Raw genomic sequence first — 16,322 nt, 5'->3', positions numbered from 1 at the left:
TGTGGGTCTAATCCTTTTCTAACGTGCATTGCAGCGGGTGCTGGTTCTGGCGCGCAAAGTCCATCACCTGCGTGACTTTCGTCTCCGCCACCTCGTAGGTGAACACGCCGCACAACCCCACACCCCGCCGGTGCACATGCAGCATGATCTGGGTCGCTTCCTCCCGCGATTTGCTGAAGAAGCGTTCGAGTACCAGAACGACGAACTCCATCGGAGTGTAGTCGTCGTTCAGCATCAGGACTTTATACATCGACGGCTTCTTGGTCTTCGGTTTGGCCTTGACGACCACCCCGCTGTTCGTGCCGTCGTTGCCCCGCTTGTCAGAGTCGGCCATGGTCCCAGTCGAATGTCGTCACGATGCACTGTCTATGGGAATGATATGGTCATTTCGGGCGCGGTGGGAAGGGGCCGTTTTCGGTCTCCCTCCATTTGGCAGACCCTCCTTTGGTCCCGGGTAGGCCCCACCACTCCGAAATAGGAGACATCGCTTCCGGGGGAAGCGCAATCGGCGGGAAACCCTACGTCTTTCCCAAAGGCGGCACCGCTCGGCCGGCCGGGTATCCCGCCGGAAACAAAAAAGGCCCGGCACCCCCGTTGCGGGGTGCCGGGCCTTTTTCTCGCTATGCTTGGCCGGGAGGCGGATGGTCAGGCGGCCAGCGGCTTCTTCGACAGCGTTTCGACCGCGACGTTCATGCGCGCGCTCAGCGGGACCAACGCCTCGTTGGCGACCTTGACGGTCAGTTCCTGCAGCTTCGTGCTCTCCGACACCAGCGCATCGAGGCTGGCCTTGGCGAAGGCGTTCTGCAGTTCGAACAGCTCCTGGATCGTCTTCACTGCCAGGAGGGCCTTGGCGTTCGATACGCCCTTCTCCATCGAGGACTGGGTGAAGGCGGCGACCTGCTTGCCGGCCTCTTCCGCGCCCTTGGCGACGATGGTGCCGGACTTCACGACGGCGTCGACGTTGCCCTTGGTCAGGACGGACAGCTCGTCGTAGCTCTTCAGGATCTGGGCGGAGGCCTTCTCGACCTGCTCCTGCTGGGCCTTCACCAGCCCTTCCATGTTCTGCTTGGCGGTGGTGACGGCGTCTTCGATCGACTTGGCGGCGGTGGCGAACTTGTCGGACATGGCTATGCTCCTCGCGCTCTCTCAGGGGTCAACCGCGCGGCCCCGACGATGCGGCGACCGGGTGCGGAGTGGGTTGAAACCCTCGGACCCCGGTAAGGCGGGCGCCCGAGATATGCTGCACCGCAACATAAGACATATTTACGGGAAGGCAGGGAGCCAGTCAACCGCTTATTGTGCACTGCACAAAAAACTTTGCCCGGTCGATGGTCGACTGCGGGCGCTCGCGATTGCCGGGCCGGCCGCTCCAAAAAGCGTACGGCCCGGCGACCGGAGGTGGTCGTCGGGCCGTGTGAGTTTCTCAGGCCGTCTGCTGCCCCGGCATGGCCATGGGGCGCCGGGACAGCGGGCGGGCACAGAGTCGGGCAGCGATGGTGTCAGGCGGCGAGCGGCTTGGAGAAGGTCTCGACCGTCGCGGTGACGCGGGCGTTCAGCGGGGCGAACGCGTCGCTGGTGAACTTGGTGGTCAGTTCCTGCAGGCGGCCGGTCTCGGCCAGCAGCGAGTCGAAGCTGGACTTCAGGAAAGCGTTCTGCAGTTCCACGACCTCCTGCAGGCTCTTGGCCCCCAGCAGCGCCTTGCCGGTGGTGATCGACTTGTCCAGCGTCGACTGGCCATAGGCGACGACCTCGCGGCCCAGATCCTCGGCGCCCTTGGCGGCGATGCTGCTGCTTGCGATCAGGGCCTCGACGTTGGCCTTGCTGGCGGCCTGCAGATCCTCGTAGCTCTTCAGGATCTGGGCGGCCGTCTTCTCGAACTGTTCCTTGGCGACCGTCGCGGTCTGCTCGAACTGCTTGACCGTCTGCTCCTGCCCGGCCTTCACGAAGCCCTCATACTGCTCCTTGGCCTGGGTGGCGACCGTTTCGAGCGACTTGGGCGTGAACTGGGTCATGACGCGCGTTCCTTCCTGGCTGATGCCGGCCTCGCAGTGCCGACGATTTGGGGTGTGGCCCCGGCCGCCGCTTGACGGGTCGCGAAGCCTGTCGACAGCATTGTACGTTGCGCCTGCACAGTGCTGGAGCAGCAACCCGTCCGTCGGGACCATGGTGCGGCTCCAGCGCATGCTGCGCTGCAACATAAGGAATTTATGGGTTAAGCGGGGGCGGTGTCAACAGTCCGTTCGGCAGGTATCCGGCCTATACTGTTGCGTCGCACCATGCCACGGATGCGTGAAAATCCCATGACAGAACGCCAAGCGGGCGTTGCAGCAGAGCCTTCGGTCCACGCATTCGGCCAGCTGCCTTAACGAAGGATTTACCGGCCATGGGAGAAGTGTAGCGTGGCCGTGGGCGGGATTCGCTTCGGCCAATGGTCAGCTGCGGCGCGTCGAAGCGCCGCATCGGGCCGACCGCCCTTCAGGCCGCATCTACGGGATCCTTATCGATCATGACCTATTGCCTTGGCATCAAGACCCGCGACGGCCTGATCGGTCTGTCGGACGGTCGCATCACCAGCGGCTCGCAACTGTCGTCGGCCCGCAAGGTGACGATGATGGGCAGTGGCGGCGACCGCTTCTTCATCATGAATTCCGGCCTGCGCAGCGTGCGCGACAAGGCGCTGGCCTATCTCCGCCGCGACATGCAGAAGCGCCGGGGCGAGTCCTACACCACCATGCTGGACGCCCTGTCGGCTTTCACCGCCTGCCTGCGGCAAGTTGCCGCGGAGGACAAGGAGGCGCTGGAGGAATCCAAGCTGCACTTCAACCTGCATGCCATCATCGGCGGCCAGCTGGCCGAGGACCGGGAACCCTACATGTTCCTGGTCTATCCGGAAGGCAACTGGATCGAGGTGGACGAGCGGACGCCCTACCTGTCGATCGGCGCCACCGCCTACGGCAAGCCGATCCTCGACCGTGCCCTGACCTACGGCACCGACATGCAGACGGCGCTGAAGCTGGCCTACCTGTCCTTCGACAGCACCCGCTTCTCCACCAACGACGTCGGCTTCCCCATCGACATGGTGTCCTACCATGCCGAATCGCGCAGCTGGCGCCAGTCGAACTACGATTACGACGATCTGGGCGAACAGCGCCAATGGTGGAACCGCAACCTGACGGAGCTGGCCCGCCGCATGCCGGACGGCCCGTGGGTCGAGACGCTGATGCCCGAGAGCCTGCGTCCGCGCCAGCCGGCCGACGAAACCGCCTGATCAGGCGGCGCGGTCGGCGGTTACTCGCCGGCAAGGGCGCTCAGGAGCGCCCCGAAGGGTGCGGTCGGCCCGACGAGCCCGTTGCGGCCGACCTGCAGCTCGAAGAAGACGCCGCCGTCCGCCAGCTGTCCGGAACCGGGCAGGGTGCGCGGCGCATCGTCCGGCGCGGGCAGCCCGGGGAAGGCGACGCCGGTCGGGTCGATGCGGCCAAGCGCCTCCGGGAAGCCCGCCTCGGTGAAGCGGCGGGACGGATAGGGATACGCGGTGAAGAACCACTGCCCGGACCGGCAGCCGTTGATCAGCCAGTAGAAGCCGTTGGACGGCAGCCGCAGGCCGTTCGGCGGCGTGTCGAACGCCCCGTCCTCGCGCAGGCGGCTGACGAAGCCGGCGAACTGGGCCGGGGTCAGCCGGGTGGTCGCGCCGCTGCCGCGCGCCGCCGACAGCGGATCGGCCGGGGTGATGCGGGCGAGGTCGGTCGCCTCGATCACATGGGCCTCCATCACGGCGCCGCCCTGGCCGCCATCGCCGACGATGTCGTAGGTGCGGACATGCCGGTTGTAGTCGGCGTTGAAGATCAGGCGGAACCGGTCGGTCCCGTCCTTGCCGCAGCCCGACCGCAGGTCGTCGCCGTTCAGGTAGCTGAACCAGGTCAGCTTGCGGGAGACCGGATTGTCGGTGGGGCCGACCGAACTGCAGCCGGCCAAGGCCAGCAGGACGGCGGTCAGAACGGTTCTTCGGAGACCACGGCTCATTGTCGCTTGCCTCGCGTCGGCGGCCCCTGGTAGGTGGAGGGCAAGGGGTGCGTCGACAAGGCCGGTTCGCCGGGGCTCGTCCGATCGGAGGCATCCGGTACCCCGTCTGCCTCGCGGCCTTACTCCCTCCGCCCGCGGCTGCCCAATCCCCACCGCCCGTTTCCACAGGACCCGCCATTTTGGTCACAGACACTGCCAAAAGCCAAAGCAAGAAATTAACGAATTCCTGCTAGACACTGATTTGGCACGAATTTACCATTGAACCAAGCACCAGAATCTAGCGGTTGGCGGGGCCATCATGAGTGTAACGCGCAACACCGTTCGTAACGGACTGTTTCCGTTCGCCTTTCGCGCAGCGGAGACGGCCGGCGGGCGGAGTGCGGCGGGTTTGGGGCGCCGTCTGTTCGCGGCAGCCGCGCTGCTGGGCATGGTGGCGGTCGGCTCCGGCCTGTCCGCGGGCGAGGCGCTGGCGGCGAAGGCTGCGGCCATCGTCATGGACGCCCGCACCGGACAGGTGCTGATCGACCAGGATGCCGACTCCATCGTCCATCCGGCGTCGCTGACCAAGATGATGACGCTGTACCTGACCTTCGACGCCCTGGACGACGGGCGCCTCAGACTCGACCAGCAGTTGCCGGTCTCCTCCTGGGCGGAGAGCATGACGCCGACCAAGCTCGGCCTGCGCGCCGGGTCGACGCTGAAGGTGGAGACGGCGATCCTCGGCCTCGTCACCAAGTCGGCCAACGACGCCGCCGTCGTCCTGGCGGAGGCGCTGGGTGGCACCGAGTCGCGCTTCGCCGAGATGATGACCCGCAAGGCGCGCGAGATCGGCATGCGCCACACCCTCTACCGCAATGCCTCCGGCCTGCCGAACATGGAGCAGGTGACGACTGCCCGCGACTACGCGATGCTGTCGCGCGCCCTGATGCGCGACCACGCCAGGTATTATCCCTATTTCAGCCGCCGGAACTTCGTCTATGGCGGCCGCACGCTGCCCAACCACAACCGTTTGATGTCCCGGTACGAGGGCATGGACGGCATCAAGACCGGTTACACCGTTGCCTCCGGCTTCAACCTCGCCGCCTCGGCGGTGCGGGACGGGCGTCGGCTGGTCGGGGTGGTGATGGGCGGCAAGTCGGCGGTGTCGCGCGACAACAGGATGGCCGCGCTGCTCGACCAGGCGTTCGGCCGGGCGAGCCCGGGTCGCGACGACGGTCCGGTGATGGCCAGTCTCGACACCAGCCGGTCGGATGCCATCGACGGCGAGGGCGACGATGACGACGAGGAGCCGGTGGTGAAGGCCAAGCCGACCCGGGCCGCGCTGCAGGTGGCCGCGGTTCCGGTTGCACCCGCCCGCGACCTCAAGCCCACCCACGATGCCAAGTCCACCCGTGGCGGACCGTCGCATTGGGCCGTGCAGGTCGGTGCCTTTTCCAGCCGCGCCGCCGGCAACAAGGCGGTGAGCCAGGCGGTCAAGCAGGCGCCTGTCCTTCTGCGCACGGCCAAGGCCAGCGTGGTGGAGGCGAAGGCCGGCAAGGACACCGTCTATCGCGCCCGCCTGACCGGTATGGACGAGCAGGACGCCCGCAAGGCCTGCGCCCTCCTGACCAAGCATGGTCACCATTGCGTCGCGGTATCGCCGAACGAGCGCAGCTGACGGGGTTCCCTTTCCAGGCTTTTCCTTGTCGGGGCCAGCCCTGGGCCGGGGGCCGGTCAGCCCCGCGCCGTGGCGGCGCAGCGTTCCAGGAACTCCAGGGCCGGCGCCAGCGCGGCGTTCGATGCACCGATCCGTTGCGGCAGGTCGGCACAGGCACTGTCCTCGAGGCCGGCTTCCAGGGCGCGCGCCGTCCGCCGCAGGGCGAGGCAGCCATATTGTCCCGACACTCCGGCGATCCTGTGCGCCATGGTGGCGGCGGTCCGTCGGTCTCCGGTCCGCAAGGCTTCCTCCAGCGCGTCACCATGTTGACGCAGCGCTGCGCCTGCCTTGTCGATCAGTTCGGCGACCCGGGTGGCGGGCAGCATCTCCCGCATCGTCGCGATGGCGGCCTCGTCGAAGGCTGGCCCGGCTGACGGCGGCTCCGCCGGCGACGACGCGGCTTGCGGACCGCTTTCCAGCGCCGCGGCCAGGGACTCCAACCGCAGGGGCTTGGTCAGGACGCCGTCGGCGCCGCAGCCGGCACAACGCGTCTGCCCGTCGGCGGTGGCGCTTGCGGTGAGCATCAGGATGCGCGGCGCGGCGCCGTTCAGTTGAAGGCGGATGGCGCGAACCGCCTCGTCGCCCGGCAGCCCGGGCAGTTCCAGATCCATCAGGACCAGATCGAAGACATCGGCCGCGGCAGCGGAGACCGCGGCGGGACCGTCCTCCGCCGTCACCACCCGATGGCCTGCCCGCTCCAGCAGGGCACGGGCGGCGAGGCGGGTGACGGCCTCGTCCTCCGCCAGCAGAATGCGCAAGGGGGGCTTCGTGCCCGTCTGGTCCGCCGGCATACCGGTCCGCTCTCCCAGGTTGACAAGGATTCCGCAGTTTAGCCGCTTCCGGTGCGGCGCGCACCCATACCGGTCGGATCCATACCATAGGACGACATCAGACGGTGGGCGACGCCTGGGTGAACATCGGGTCCTCGATCCTGTGAAGGCGGCCGGCTCCGGTCAAGGCGGCGCGCAGCAGCAGGGTCTTGCGCCGGGCGGGGGCCAGCTTGTGGGCGGGGGCTTCGCGCAGCACCTCGGCGCCATAGGCGTCCGCGACCATCAGCCCGCAATCCTCCGGGATCAGTTCGGTCGGGAAGCCGTCGTCGACCGCGAAATAGAAGGCGTCGCACCAGTCCCGGTATTCCTGCCATTTCTGGTCGGAGCGGAAGTCCGGCACGCCGCTCTTCACCTCGACGATCAGGATTCCACCGGTGTCGTCTATGGCGAGAATGTCGGCCCGCCGGCCGCTTGCCAGACGGAACTCGGTCAGGCTGGCATAACCGCGCGTCGCCAACGCCCGCCGCACCCCGCGGAAGATCGGCGGCGCCCCGCCGGCGGACGGCAGGGGATCGGCAGCGGAGAGGAGGGCAAGATCGTCGCTCATGACGCGGGGTACCGCTGGAAAAAGGAACGGTTCAGGAACGCAGCGGACACAATGCCGCGTTCGCCTTTCCACGCCAAGGGGCAAAAAGCGTGACCGCCGACCCCGGTCGGGTTCAAACAGGCGGAAGGGGAACCGGCCTCCCGCGGTCGCGCGGCAGGCTGCGCGCGGCGGGGAAGACCAGAACCGCCGCGGTGCCGACATCCGGTTCGCTGGTCAGCTCCAGCCGGCCGCCATGCATCTCCACCAGTTGCTTGACCACCGGCAGCCCCAATCCGCTTACACGGGTGTGCCGGGCGATGGAGGAATCCGGGGCCTCGAACGGATGCAGGATATGGGGCAATTCGGTGCTCGGGATGCCGATGCCGGTGTCGGCCACCATCATCGCGATGCCGCCGTCCGGCATCAGCTGGGCAGTCAGCATCACCAAGCCGCCGGGCCGGGTATGGGCCACGGCGTTGGACAGCAGGTTGGTCAGCATGCGGGTCAGCGCCTGGACGTCGCCCCGCAGCAGCGGCAGGTCGGGCGGGACGTCGCGGCGCAGGGTCACCCCGCCTTCCCGGGCCGCCTCTTGCAGTGCGGTGACGACATGCCGCGACAGGGCATCCAGATCCACCCCTTCCTCCGCCAGCGGCGTCACCCCGCCATCGAGGCGCGACAGTTCCAGGATGTCGTCGATCAGGGCGAGCAGATGGGTGCCGGCATCGCGGATGTCACCGGCATAGCTGCGGTAGCGCGGGTTGCCGAGCGGGCCGAAGGGTTCCGACAGCAGCATCTCCGAAAAGCCGAGGACGGCGTTCAGCGGCGTGTGCAACTCGTGGCTCATCTGCGCCAGGAAGGCCGCCTTGGCCCGCTTTGCGCCGTCGGCCTCGCCGCGGGCTGCCTGGACCTCGGTCTCGCGCAGGCGCAGGCGGTCCTCGGTCTGCTTCAGCGCGGTGACATCGGTGTAGTGGACCAGCACGCCGCCGGGGACGGCATGCTCGCGGCTGAGCAGCCAGCGTCCGTCATGGAGGGGCACGACGACCGGCGCGTCCATCCGCCGGTGCCGCTCCAGCCGCGCACGCATCCACGCTGCGCGGTCCTCCGCCGTGGTCAGGCGCGGGTCGGTCTCGGCGAAGCGGCGGGCCAGCTCCTCGAAGGGGACGCCCGGCACCAGCCGGTCGACCAGCGTGGGCAAGTCGGTGCCCAGACGGCCGTTGGCATGGACCAGCCTGTCCTCACCGTCGAACAGGGCGAAGCTCTCGGCGCTGTGCTCCAACGCCCCGGCTAGCGTTTCAGCCAGCGTTTCTCCCATTGCTTGGGCCTGCGTTCGCAGTTGGGCTTCGGCTGGGGAGAGGGCCGCCGGGCCCAGGTCGGACAGGGTCGCGCACAGCCCGCCGGGGGCCGGGGCCGCCGCCACGCGCCAGCGGACCGGCGTGGCGCCACGCCGCGCTGCGACCGTGCGCTCCACCGGGCCGTGCAGGGCGTCGGCCAGTATGGCGAACAGGGCGGGGCAGGCGGTGTCGGTGGCGTCCGCGCGCAGCCGCCGGCCGGGCAGTGGGCCGACGCCCAACAGCCGTTCGGCTGCCGGGTTGGCCGACCGCCATTCCAGGTCGGTCAGCGTGCCGGAAGGATCGTGACATGCGGCGAAGACGGCGATCGCATCCGGCAGCCAAGCCAAGGCCGCGATCGACGGTTCGCCGGTCCTGTCGCTGCGGTCGTTCGGTGTCGTGGCGGTATCGGGAGTATCCTCACCCGAGGCAGCACTGTCGCGTCCCTTACGGCTGGAAGTCTGCGTATGGCGATCCATTGCGCCATTTTTACCGACCATCCCTAAGAAACGCTGAAGGCCCAGTCCAAACGGCAGACGGATATTTGTCGAATTGTAACAGAATCCGCCGATCCCTTGCGAGTTGCGCGGGGTTTTCAGCAAAGGCCGCAAATGGTTTGATTGCGCAGGTTGCCGTCTACTTCGCGTGTGCTCTGCCTATCGGCGGGCTTTGCAACGGGCGGCAGTTTTCATAGTGTAGGATCTGATCGCGGAAGATGGTTGGAATTCAGATGTGACCGTGAACGGCAGCCACGACGATTCCGGCGGTGCGGTGCCGCCCGTTCTGGTGTTCGGTGCCGACGGACGGCTGACCGACTGGACCCCCGCGGCCGAAATCCTGCCGGGATTGTCGGGCCGTCTTGCCGTCGGGGCCACTGCGGCCGATTTGAGCCCCCATGCCGGGGCTGCGCGCATCGTGCTCCCGCTGACCGCGGGGGGAGCGGTATGGCGGCTGGACGGTGAGCCTCCCGCTCCCCCCGCGCCATCCGTCGGGGCGTTCATCGGGGCGCCTATCGGCTCGATGCCGATCCCGATGGGTGCGCCGATCCCAATGGATGCGCCGACGCCGATGCCGGATCCGGCCGGTCGCCTTTTCGCGGCGGCCAGCCATGATCTGCGCCAGCCCTTGGCGGCGCTGTCGCTGCTGATCGGCACGCTTGAGGCGCGCGCGGTGGAAGGGGCGGCGGGCGGGACCGACCGGTCCGGACGCGACCTGCTGCATTCGATGGCCCAGGCGGTGGACTCCATGCGCAGCATGGTCGATGGCCATTTCGACCTCGTGCGGCTGGAAAGCGGCCTGCTGGAGCCGGACATCCGCACCCATGCCGTCAATGGCGTCCTGATGCGGCTGGCGCTGGAGGTCGCGCCGCGCTTCGCCGATCGCGGGCTGCGCTTCAGCGTAATGCCCTGCTCGGCGATGGTGCGCACGGATTCCGCGCTGCTGGAGCGGTTGCTGCACGGCCTGGTCGTCAATGCCCTGCGCAGCACAGCGGGCGGCCGTGTCCTGGTCGGTTGCCGCAACCGGGGCCATAGCCTGCGCATCGAAGTGTGGGACAGCGGGCGAGGCCTGCCGCCGGAGCGGCTGGCGGCTTTGCGCAGCGAACTGGCACGCTCCGCCGGGGAAGGCGCCGGTACGCTGGGGCTGGACCTGACGCTGGTCCGCGGGCTTGCGCGGAAGCTCGGTCTTGGGCTGGAACTGCAGACGACCGAAGGTCGGGGAACCGTCTTCGCGGTCATCCTGCCGCGCTCGATCGAGGTGGCGGACGCAACCGCCAGGGAGGCGGCATCGCCTCCCGCCGTCGCATCCGCCGGCGCCGCCGACATCAGCCGTGCTCGTATCCTGGTGATCGAGGACGACCCGATGGTGCTGGCCGCACTCGAAGCCTTGCTGGAGCAGTGGGGCTGCACCGTGCTTGGGGCCGAATCCTACGATGCGGCGGTCCGGCGGGTCGGGCCGGCGCCGACGCCTGTCGACCTGATCATCTCCGATCTGCGGCTGAAGGGGGCTGCCAACGGCATCGTCGCCATCCGGCAGATCGCCAAGCTGTTCGACCGGCCGGTTCCCGGGATGATCCTGACCGGCGACACCGATCCCAGAAGGCTGCGCGAGGCACGGCTGTCCGGCTATCCGCTTCTGCACAAGCCCGTGGCACCGCTGGCCCTGCGCGCCGCGGTCGTCCGGCTGCTTGGACCGGCCGGTCGGGGCGACTGCCTGGGCAACTCACCTCTTTGATAATAAAGACTCTAAACGGAATGAGGTCGATATATGAAGGCGACGAATGGTGAAGACTCTCGAAGTTAGGTTTACGCTGCACTGCAATGACAATGCTGAAACAGAGCCGGAAAGATTTCTGCGAATTGCGACAACCTCTTTCCAATGATTGCAATGCCTGAGCCATAGCTCTCCCCCAATTGGCAGATCCTTATCCTCCTTTCGGTGGAAGTGGATCTTTTACATACCCTTTTATGCTCCCCCTTCGATATGATCGTGTCGGGCATCGCTGTTCGGACAGTTCGGGGGAGGGCAGTCGGATGAACCGGAAGCATCGGGGGGTAGGGAAAGCGACGGCGGTGCCGATGATCGTCTTTGCCGGCCTGTTCCTGTCCCTTTCAGCCTTCCTGCTGATCCGCAGCGTCACCCGCGACGCAGAGCATATCCTGGCCGATCGGCAGGCGATCCAACTCCATGATGAACTGAAGACGCGCTTCGACCATCAGAGCGTCCTGCTGCGCGCCCTCAGCGGTCCGCTGGCCGGGCCGGCGCCGGTCACGGAGGCCAGCTTCGCATCGGCAGCCGAACCCTTGCTGCCGCTTTACCCCAACCTGCACGCTGTCGCCTGGGCGCGCCGGATCGCGGAGCGGGACGTGCCGTTGCTGGAGCGGGCGATGCGGTCGGCCGGCTACACCTCCTTCGCGGTGCGTGGTGCCGCCGACGCGGCGCGCCGCCCGCCCGGTGCCGACCTGTTCGTGAATGTGCTGGCCGAACCGAAGGCGGCAGCCGGCCTGATCGGGCTCGACATGGCCAGCCTGCCCGGGCAGAGCGAGGTGTTGACCCGCTCATGCGCCGCCAACCGAGTCGTCGTGGCGGAGGAGATGCCGCTTCAGGCCGAGCTTGGGCGGGATTCGGTGCTGATCTATCTGCCGGTCTATTCCCGTGAGATCGATCCCGACGAGGCGCGTTTCGGCGGGCGTATCGTCTGCGACGTCCTGACCGGCTTCCTGTGGACCAGCTTCGATGTCGGCCAACTGCTCAGGGACGCGGTGCTGCGGGTCGGGCTGACCGTGGGCGACGCCTATCTGCTGAAACCGGATGCCGGGGCGTCGCTGCTGCTCGCCGCCGAAGGCGGGCTGACCCGCCCGGGCGAGCTTCCCCACCCGCCGTCGCGGCCGCTGACGGCGGAGCAACTGGCCGGCGATGGGGGTCCGCGTGCCATCGTCCGGGACATCGCCTTCGGTGGGCGGGTGTGGCGGCTGTTCGTGGTGCCCGATCCGTCGCCGCTGTTCAGCCTCGACGACCGGCTGGCCTGGACGATGTTGATCGGCGGACTGATGCTGACCGCCGGCGCCGTCGCTTATGTCCTGCGCGAGGCGCGCGCCAAGCGCCTGCTGCGGACCGAGGCGCGTGCCCGTGCCGCCATGGCCCGTGCGCTGCGCGAGAGCGAGGAGCGGTTCCGGCTGGCGTTGCGCCATTCCAAGGTGTCGCTGTTCAGCCAGGACCGCGACCTGCGCCATCTGTGGGTCTATTGCCCGCGGGCCGACCTGCGGCCGGAGCGGATGATCGGCCGGACCGATGTCGAACTGTTTTCGGCGGAGGATGCCGACCGGCTGGTTCCGGTCAAGCGGGCGGTGATGGAGCAGGGGGTCGGCGCCCGCTGCGAGGTGGAGCTGACCTACAACGGCTGCCGGCGGGTGCTGGACCTGTCGGTGGAGCCGATGCGCGACGAAACCGGAGCCATCGCGGGCATCATCTGCGCCGCCATCGACATGACCGAGGCGGTGGAGATCCGCGACGCCCTGGCCCGCGCCCATTCCGAGGCGGAGCGCGCCAACCAGGCCAAGAGCCGCTTCCTGGCTGCCGCCAGCCACGATCTGCGCCAGCCCTTCCAGGCGATGAGCCTGTTCCATCACATCCTGATGAGCAAGCTGTACGATCCCCAGCAGGTGGAGGTGGCGAACAAGCTGGGCGAGGCGCTGGTGACCGGAAACACGCTGCTGTCGACGCTGCTCGACACCTCCGCGCTGGAGGTCGGGAACGTCAAGCCGCGGATCGTCGATTTCGATGTTCAGGACATCGTCGGCCGGCTGGCGATGGAGATCGGCGACCAAGCGGCCGACCGCGGGCTGGAGCTGCGCATGGTGCCCTGTTCCGCCCGCGTGCGCAGCGACCCGATCCTGCTGGAGCGGATGGTGCGCAACCTGCTGGTCAACGCCCTGCGCTACACCACCCAGGGCCGCATCCTGCTGGGTTGCCGGCGTCGCGGCGATGGGGACGGTTGCCGGCTGTCCATCGAGGTGTGGGATACCGGGCCCGGCATCCCCGAGGCCGAGATGACGGCCATCTTCGAGGATTTCTACCGGTGCGGCACCGACCAGCGCGACAGTGGCCGCGGCCTTGGCCTTGGCCTGTCCATCGTCCGCCGCATGGCGCAGATGCTGGATCATCCCGTCACCGTGCGGTCGCGGGTCGGGCATGGAACCGTCTTCTCCATCAGCGTTCCGGTGGCCGAGGAGCTTTGCCCCTGCGTGGCGGCAGCGGATTGAGGCAGCGGATCAGGCGTCGGCCGGGTTTCCGGGCCTTTGCCGCAGCGCGCAATCGGGGCAGTCCCGCGGCAAGGTCCGCTTTTCCTGGATGCAGGCGCGCAAGTTTCGGTTATGCTGCGACTGCTAAATGCTCCGAAACGATCCCAGTAACCCAGCCGTAACAATAGCTTGCCGACTTTATTGATGTAGGTCATTGGGCCGCCTTGGCCACAGGGGCTATTGCTTTCGCACAAGCACACTCCTTGGTAGTTCCTCGGGTGGCGAAGGTTCCGCTTCGAAGGAACCCAACAAGACAGGTTCCGGCCCGCCGCCATGACTCCGCCCGCAAGGGCGCGTCCCGGCGTGGGAACCGGGATCGGGAGGATACGGCCCGCCGTCGCGACGGATGCCCCTCGGTCGGGCGCCGCGATCCTTTTGAGGAGCTTTGAGATGGATACCGTCACCGCCGCCCTCCCCGCCGCCCCGGCGGGCCGCAGCGGCATCGTTCCGATCGGCAAGAACGGCAGCCCCATGATCGAAAACGTCACGTTCGAGGAAATCCGCATCGGCCAGCAGGCCAGCCTGTCGCGCCGGCTGACCATGTCCGACATCGAGCTGTTCGCCACGGTGTCCGGCGACCTCAACCCGTCCCATGTGGACGAGGATTATGCCGTCGATCACAAGGTGGTCGGGCACGGCATGTGGTCCGGCTCGCTGATCTCCGCCGTGCTGGGCACGCTGCTGCCCGGTCCCGGCACCGTCTATGTCGGCCAGGATCTACGGTTCGAACGACCGGTCCTGCTGGGCGACATCGTCACCGTCACCGTTACCGCCAGGTCCAAGGATTCGGAGCGCAAGACGGTCGTCTTCGACTGCCTCGCCGCCAACCAGGACGGCAAGACGGTGGCGACCGGCGTCGCCGAGGTGATCGCTCCGACCGAGAAGTTCCGCCGCGCCGTCACCGAACTGCCGCAGGTGCAGGTGATCCGCCACGACGGCCACGAACTGATGCTGAAGAAGTGCGAGTCGCTGCCGCCGGTGCCGACCGCCGTCGTCCATCCCTGCGACGAGAGTTCGCTGCGCGGCGCCGTCGAGGCGGCCGAGGCCAACCTGATCGACCCGGTTCTGGTCGGGCCGGAAGCCAAGATCCGGTCCGTCGCCGACGCCTGCGGCCTCGACATCTCGCCCTACCGCATCGTCGACGTCGCCCACAGCCATGCCTCGGCCGAGACCGGCGTCCGGCTGGCCCGTGCCGGCGAGTGCGAGGCGGTGATGAAGGGCAGCCTGCACACCGACGAGTTGATGGGCGAGGTCGTCCGCAAGGAGACCGGCCTGCGCACCGGCCGCCGTCTCAGCCATGTCTTCGTGATGAATGTGCCGACTTATCCGCGGCCGCTGCTGATCACCGACGCGGCGATCAACATCTATCCGACCTTGGAGGACAAGGTCAGCATCGTGCAGAACGCCATCGACCTCGCCAAGGTGCTGGGCGTCGAGATTCCCCGGGTCGCCATCCTCTCGGCGGTCGAGACCATCAACACCAAGATCCCCTCGACCCTGGAAGCGGCGGCGCTGTGCAAGATGGCCGACCGCGGCCAGATCACCGGCGGCATCCTCGACGGCCCGCTGGCCTTCGACAACGCCATCAGCCGCGAGGCCGCCATCACCAAGGGCATCAATTCCCCGGTCGCCGGCCAGGCCGACATCCTGCTGGTTCCGGACCTGGAGGCCGGCAACATGCTGGCCAAGCAGCTGTCCTTCCTGGCCCATGCCGACGCTGCCGGCATCGTGCTGGGTGCGCGGGTTCCGATCATCCTGACCAGCCGTGCCGACAATGTCCGCACCCGCCTGGCGTCCTGCGCGGTCGCGGTCCTGGTTGCCGCCGCCCGCCGCCGTGGCGCCGCTTCCGCGGCCGAGTAAGGAGGGCGCCGCCATGTCCAACGCGATCCTCGTCATCAATGCCGGCTCCTCCAGCCTGAAATTCTCGGTGTTCCGGGATCATGGCGGCGGGGATCCGGTCGTCACCCTCAACGGCCAGATCTCCGGCATCGGCACCCAGCCGGTGTTCGAGGCCAAGGATGCCCAGCGCCGCCCGCTGGCCGGGAAGAGCTGGGAGGCTGAGGAACGCAGCGACCGCAAGGCGCTGCTGTCCTACCTGCTCGACTGGATCGAGGAGCGGCTGGACGGGGCGACGCTGATCGCCGCTGGCCACCGAGTGGTGCATGGCGGCGTGCGCCATGCCGCCCCGGTGCTGCTGACCCCGGCCGTGATGGATGAGTTGGACGGGCTGGTGCCGCTGGCCCCGCTGCACCAGCCGCACAACCTCGCCGCCATCCGCGCGCTGGCCGAGGCGCATCCGGAGCTGCCGCAGGTCGCCTGTTTCGACACCGCCTTCCACCGCAACCAGCCCTGGCAGGCGCAGACCTTCGCCATCCCGCGGGAGCTGACGGAGGAGGGCGTGCGCCGTTACGGTTTCCACGGCCTGTCCTACGAGTACATCGCCCGCCGCCTGCCGGAGATCGCGCCGGAACTGGGCGACTCGCGCGTCGTCGTCGCCCATCTCGGCAGCGGCGCCAGCATGTGCGCCATCCATGGCGGGCGGAGCGTCGACAGCACCATGGGCTTCACCGCGCTCGACGGCCTGCCGATGGGCACCCGTTGCGGCACCATCGATCCCGGCGTGCTGATCTACCTGATGCGCAAGGGCATGGACGCCGACGGCATCGAGAAGATGCTCTACAACAAGTCGGGCCTGCTCGGCGTGTCGGGCATCTCCAACGACATGCGCGCCCTGCTGGAAAGCACCGATCCGCATGCCCAGGAGGCGGTCGAACTGTTCTGCTTCCGCATCGCCAAGGAAACCGGGGCGCTCGCCGCCTCGATGGGCGGGGTCGACGCGCTGGTCTTCACTGCCGGCATCGGCGAACGCTCGGCCCCGGTGCGGGCGCGGGTCGGCGACAAGCTGGCCTGGATGGGTATGGAACTGGACGACGCCGCCAACGAGGCCAATGCGGCGAAGATCTCCACCCCGGGCAGCCGCCTGCCGGTCTATGTCATCCCGACCGACGAGGAACGGATGATCGCGCTGCACACGCGGCGTGTGCTGACGGGGCGGTGAACGCATTTTGGGGAGGGTACGCTTCGGGTGCCCCCTCACTAACCCTCCCCCGCCATGGCGGGAGA

General features: G+C 67.9%; 13 protein-coding genes. 6 read left to right on the top strand and 7 right to left on the bottom strand.

What is annotated here, in order from left to right; genetic code table 11:
- Window positions 1-7: 7 nt before the first annotated feature.
- From clpS to AL072_RS00900, 3 genes are all read right to left on the bottom strand, one after another.
- Complete coding sequence (gene clpS / locus AL072_RS00910; protein WP_045581898.1) at window positions 8-334, bottom strand: ATP-dependent Clp protease adapter ClpS; 327 nt, start codon at window positions 332-334, stop codon at window positions 8-10.
- A 311-nt stretch (window positions 335-645) separates the two neighbouring features.
- On the bottom strand, window positions 646-1,125 hold the full coding sequence (locus AL072_RS00905) for a phasin family protein (RefSeq protein WP_045581899.1): 480 nt from the start codon (window positions 1,123-1,125) through the stop codon (window positions 646-648).
- 374 nt (window positions 1,126-1,499) lie between these two features.
- Entirely contained in the window at window positions 1,500-2,012 is a 513-nt protein-coding gene (locus AL072_RS00900) for a phasin family protein (protein ID WP_045581900.1), read from the bottom strand.
- 494 nt (window positions 2,013-2,506) lie between these two features.
- On the opposite strand from AL072_RS00900, the gene AL072_RS00895 reads away from it, so the two are divergent.
- Window positions 2,507-3,268, top strand: a complete 762-nt coding sequence (locus AL072_RS00895) for a proteasome-type protease (protein ID WP_045581901.1) — start codon at window positions 2,507-2,509, stop codon at window positions 3,266-3,268.
- Between the two features lie 20 nt (window positions 3,269-3,288).
- Here the strand turns inward: AL072_RS00895 and AL072_RS00890 are convergent, their stop codons facing one another.
- Window positions 3,289-4,020 carry a hypothetical protein gene (locus tag AL072_RS00890; RefSeq protein ID WP_045581902.1) on the bottom strand — a complete coding sequence of 244 codons (732 nt, stop codon included), beginning with the start codon at window positions 4,018-4,020 and terminating at the stop codon, window positions 3,289-3,291.
- A 388-nt stretch (window positions 4,021-4,408) separates the two neighbouring features.
- On the opposite strand from AL072_RS00890, the gene AL072_RS00885 reads away from it, so the two are divergent.
- A complete protein-coding gene (locus tag AL072_RS00885) occupies window positions 4,409-5,677 on the top strand; it encodes a D-alanyl-D-alanine carboxypeptidase (RefSeq protein WP_052709984.1) in 1,269 nt (422 codons plus the stop codon).
- A gap of 56 nt (window positions 5,678-5,733) precedes the next feature.
- Here AL072_RS00885 and AL072_RS00880 read toward each other — a convergent pair whose 3' ends face one another.
- The 3 genes from AL072_RS00880 to AL072_RS00870 all read right to left on the bottom strand — a co-directional run bounded on the left by AL072_RS00880 (window position 5,734) and on the right by AL072_RS00870 (window position 8,879).
- Window positions 5,734-6,474: a response regulator gene (locus tag AL072_RS00880; protein WP_082108978.1), complete on the bottom strand. Its 741-nt coding sequence runs from the start codon at window positions 6,472-6,474 to the stop codon at window positions 5,734-5,736.
- A gap of 130 nt (window positions 6,475-6,604) precedes the next feature.
- Window positions 6,605-7,093, bottom strand: coding sequence for an MmcB family DNA repair protein (locus AL072_RS00875; RefSeq protein ID WP_052709985.1), 489 nt, complete (start codon window positions 7,091-7,093; stop codon window positions 6,605-6,607).
- A gap of 112 nt (window positions 7,094-7,205) precedes the next feature.
- A complete protein-coding gene (locus tag AL072_RS00870; RefSeq protein ID WP_082108920.1) occupies window positions 7,206-8,879 on the bottom strand; it encodes a PAS domain-containing sensor histidine kinase in 1,674 nt (557 codons plus the stop codon).
- 253 nt (window positions 8,880-9,132) lie between these two features.
- Between AL072_RS00870 and AL072_RS00865 the strand changes: the two genes are divergently transcribed.
- The 4 genes from AL072_RS00865 (at window position 9,133) to AL072_RS00850 (ending at window position 16,257) form a co-directional block, all read left to right on the top strand.
- Window positions 9,133-10,632: a hybrid sensor histidine kinase/response regulator gene (locus AL072_RS00865; RefSeq protein WP_245636715.1), complete on the top strand. Its 1,500-nt coding sequence runs from the start codon at window positions 9,133-9,135 to the stop codon at window positions 10,630-10,632.
- Between the two features lie 299 nt (window positions 10,633-10,931).
- Window positions 10,932-13,160 (top strand): ATP-binding protein, encoded by a 2,229-nt coding sequence (locus AL072_RS00860; RefSeq protein ID WP_045581905.1) that lies wholly within the window; start codon window positions 10,932-10,934, stop codon window positions 13,158-13,160.
- Between the two features lie 510 nt (window positions 13,161-13,670).
- Window positions 13,671-15,059: a bifunctional enoyl-CoA hydratase/phosphate acetyltransferase gene (locus tag AL072_RS00855; RefSeq protein WP_045582627.1), complete on the top strand. Its 1,389-nt coding sequence runs from the start codon at window positions 13,671-13,673 to the stop codon at window positions 15,057-15,059.
- A gap of 13 nt (window positions 15,060-15,072) precedes the next feature.
- Window positions 15,073-16,257, top strand: coding sequence for an acetate/propionate family kinase (locus tag AL072_RS00850; RefSeq protein WP_045581906.1), 1,185 nt, complete (start codon window positions 15,073-15,075; stop codon window positions 16,255-16,257).
- Window positions 16,258-16,322: the final 65 nt, after the last annotated feature.

This window comes from Azospirillum thiophilum (assembly GCF_001305595.1).
Classification (GTDB): Bacteria; Pseudomonadota; Alphaproteobacteria; order Azospirillales; family Azospirillaceae; genus Azospirillum; species Azospirillum thiophilum.
This window is presented reverse-complemented; position numbering and strand designations above follow the sequence as displayed.

What these genes read in the sequence shown, in the direction of transcription:
- clpS (WP_045581898.1), bottom strand. Translation starts at nt 334, where the DNA reads ATGGCCGACTCTGACAAGCGGGGCAACGACGGCACGAACAGCGGGGTG.
- AL072_RS00905 (WP_045581899.1), bottom strand. Translation starts at nt 1,125, where the DNA reads ATGTCCGACAAGTTCGCCACCGCCGCCAAGTCGATCGAAGACGCCGTC.
- AL072_RS00900 (WP_045581900.1), bottom strand. Translation starts at nt 2,012, where the DNA reads ATGACCCAGTTCACGCCCAAGTCGCTCGAAACGGTCGCCACCCAGGCC.
- AL072_RS00895 (WP_045581901.1), top strand. Translation starts at nt 2,507, where the DNA reads ATGACCTATTGCCTTGGCATCAAGACCCGCGACGGCCTGATCGGTCTG.
- AL072_RS00890 (WP_045581902.1), bottom strand. Translation starts at nt 4,020, where the DNA reads ATGAGCCGTGGTCTCCGAAGAACCGTTCTGACCGCCGTCCTGCTGGCC.
- AL072_RS00875 (WP_052709985.1), bottom strand. Translation starts at nt 7,093, where the DNA reads ATGAGCGACGATCTTGCCCTCCTCTCCGCTGCCGATCCCCTGCCGTCC.
- AL072_RS00870 (WP_082108920.1), bottom strand. Translation starts at nt 8,879, where the DNA reads ATGGATCGCCATACGCAGACTTCCAGCCGTAAGGGACGCGACAGTGCT.
- AL072_RS00860 (WP_045581905.1), top strand. Translation starts at nt 10,932, where the DNA reads ATGAACCGGAAGCATCGGGGGGTAGGGAAAGCGACGGCGGTGCCGATG.
- AL072_RS00855 (WP_045582627.1), top strand. Translation starts at nt 13,671, where the DNA reads ATGATCGAAAACGTCACGTTCGAGGAAATCCGCATCGGCCAGCAGGCC.
- AL072_RS00850 (WP_045581906.1), top strand. Translation starts at nt 15,073, where the DNA reads ATGTCCAACGCGATCCTCGTCATCAATGCCGGCTCCTCCAGCCTGAAA.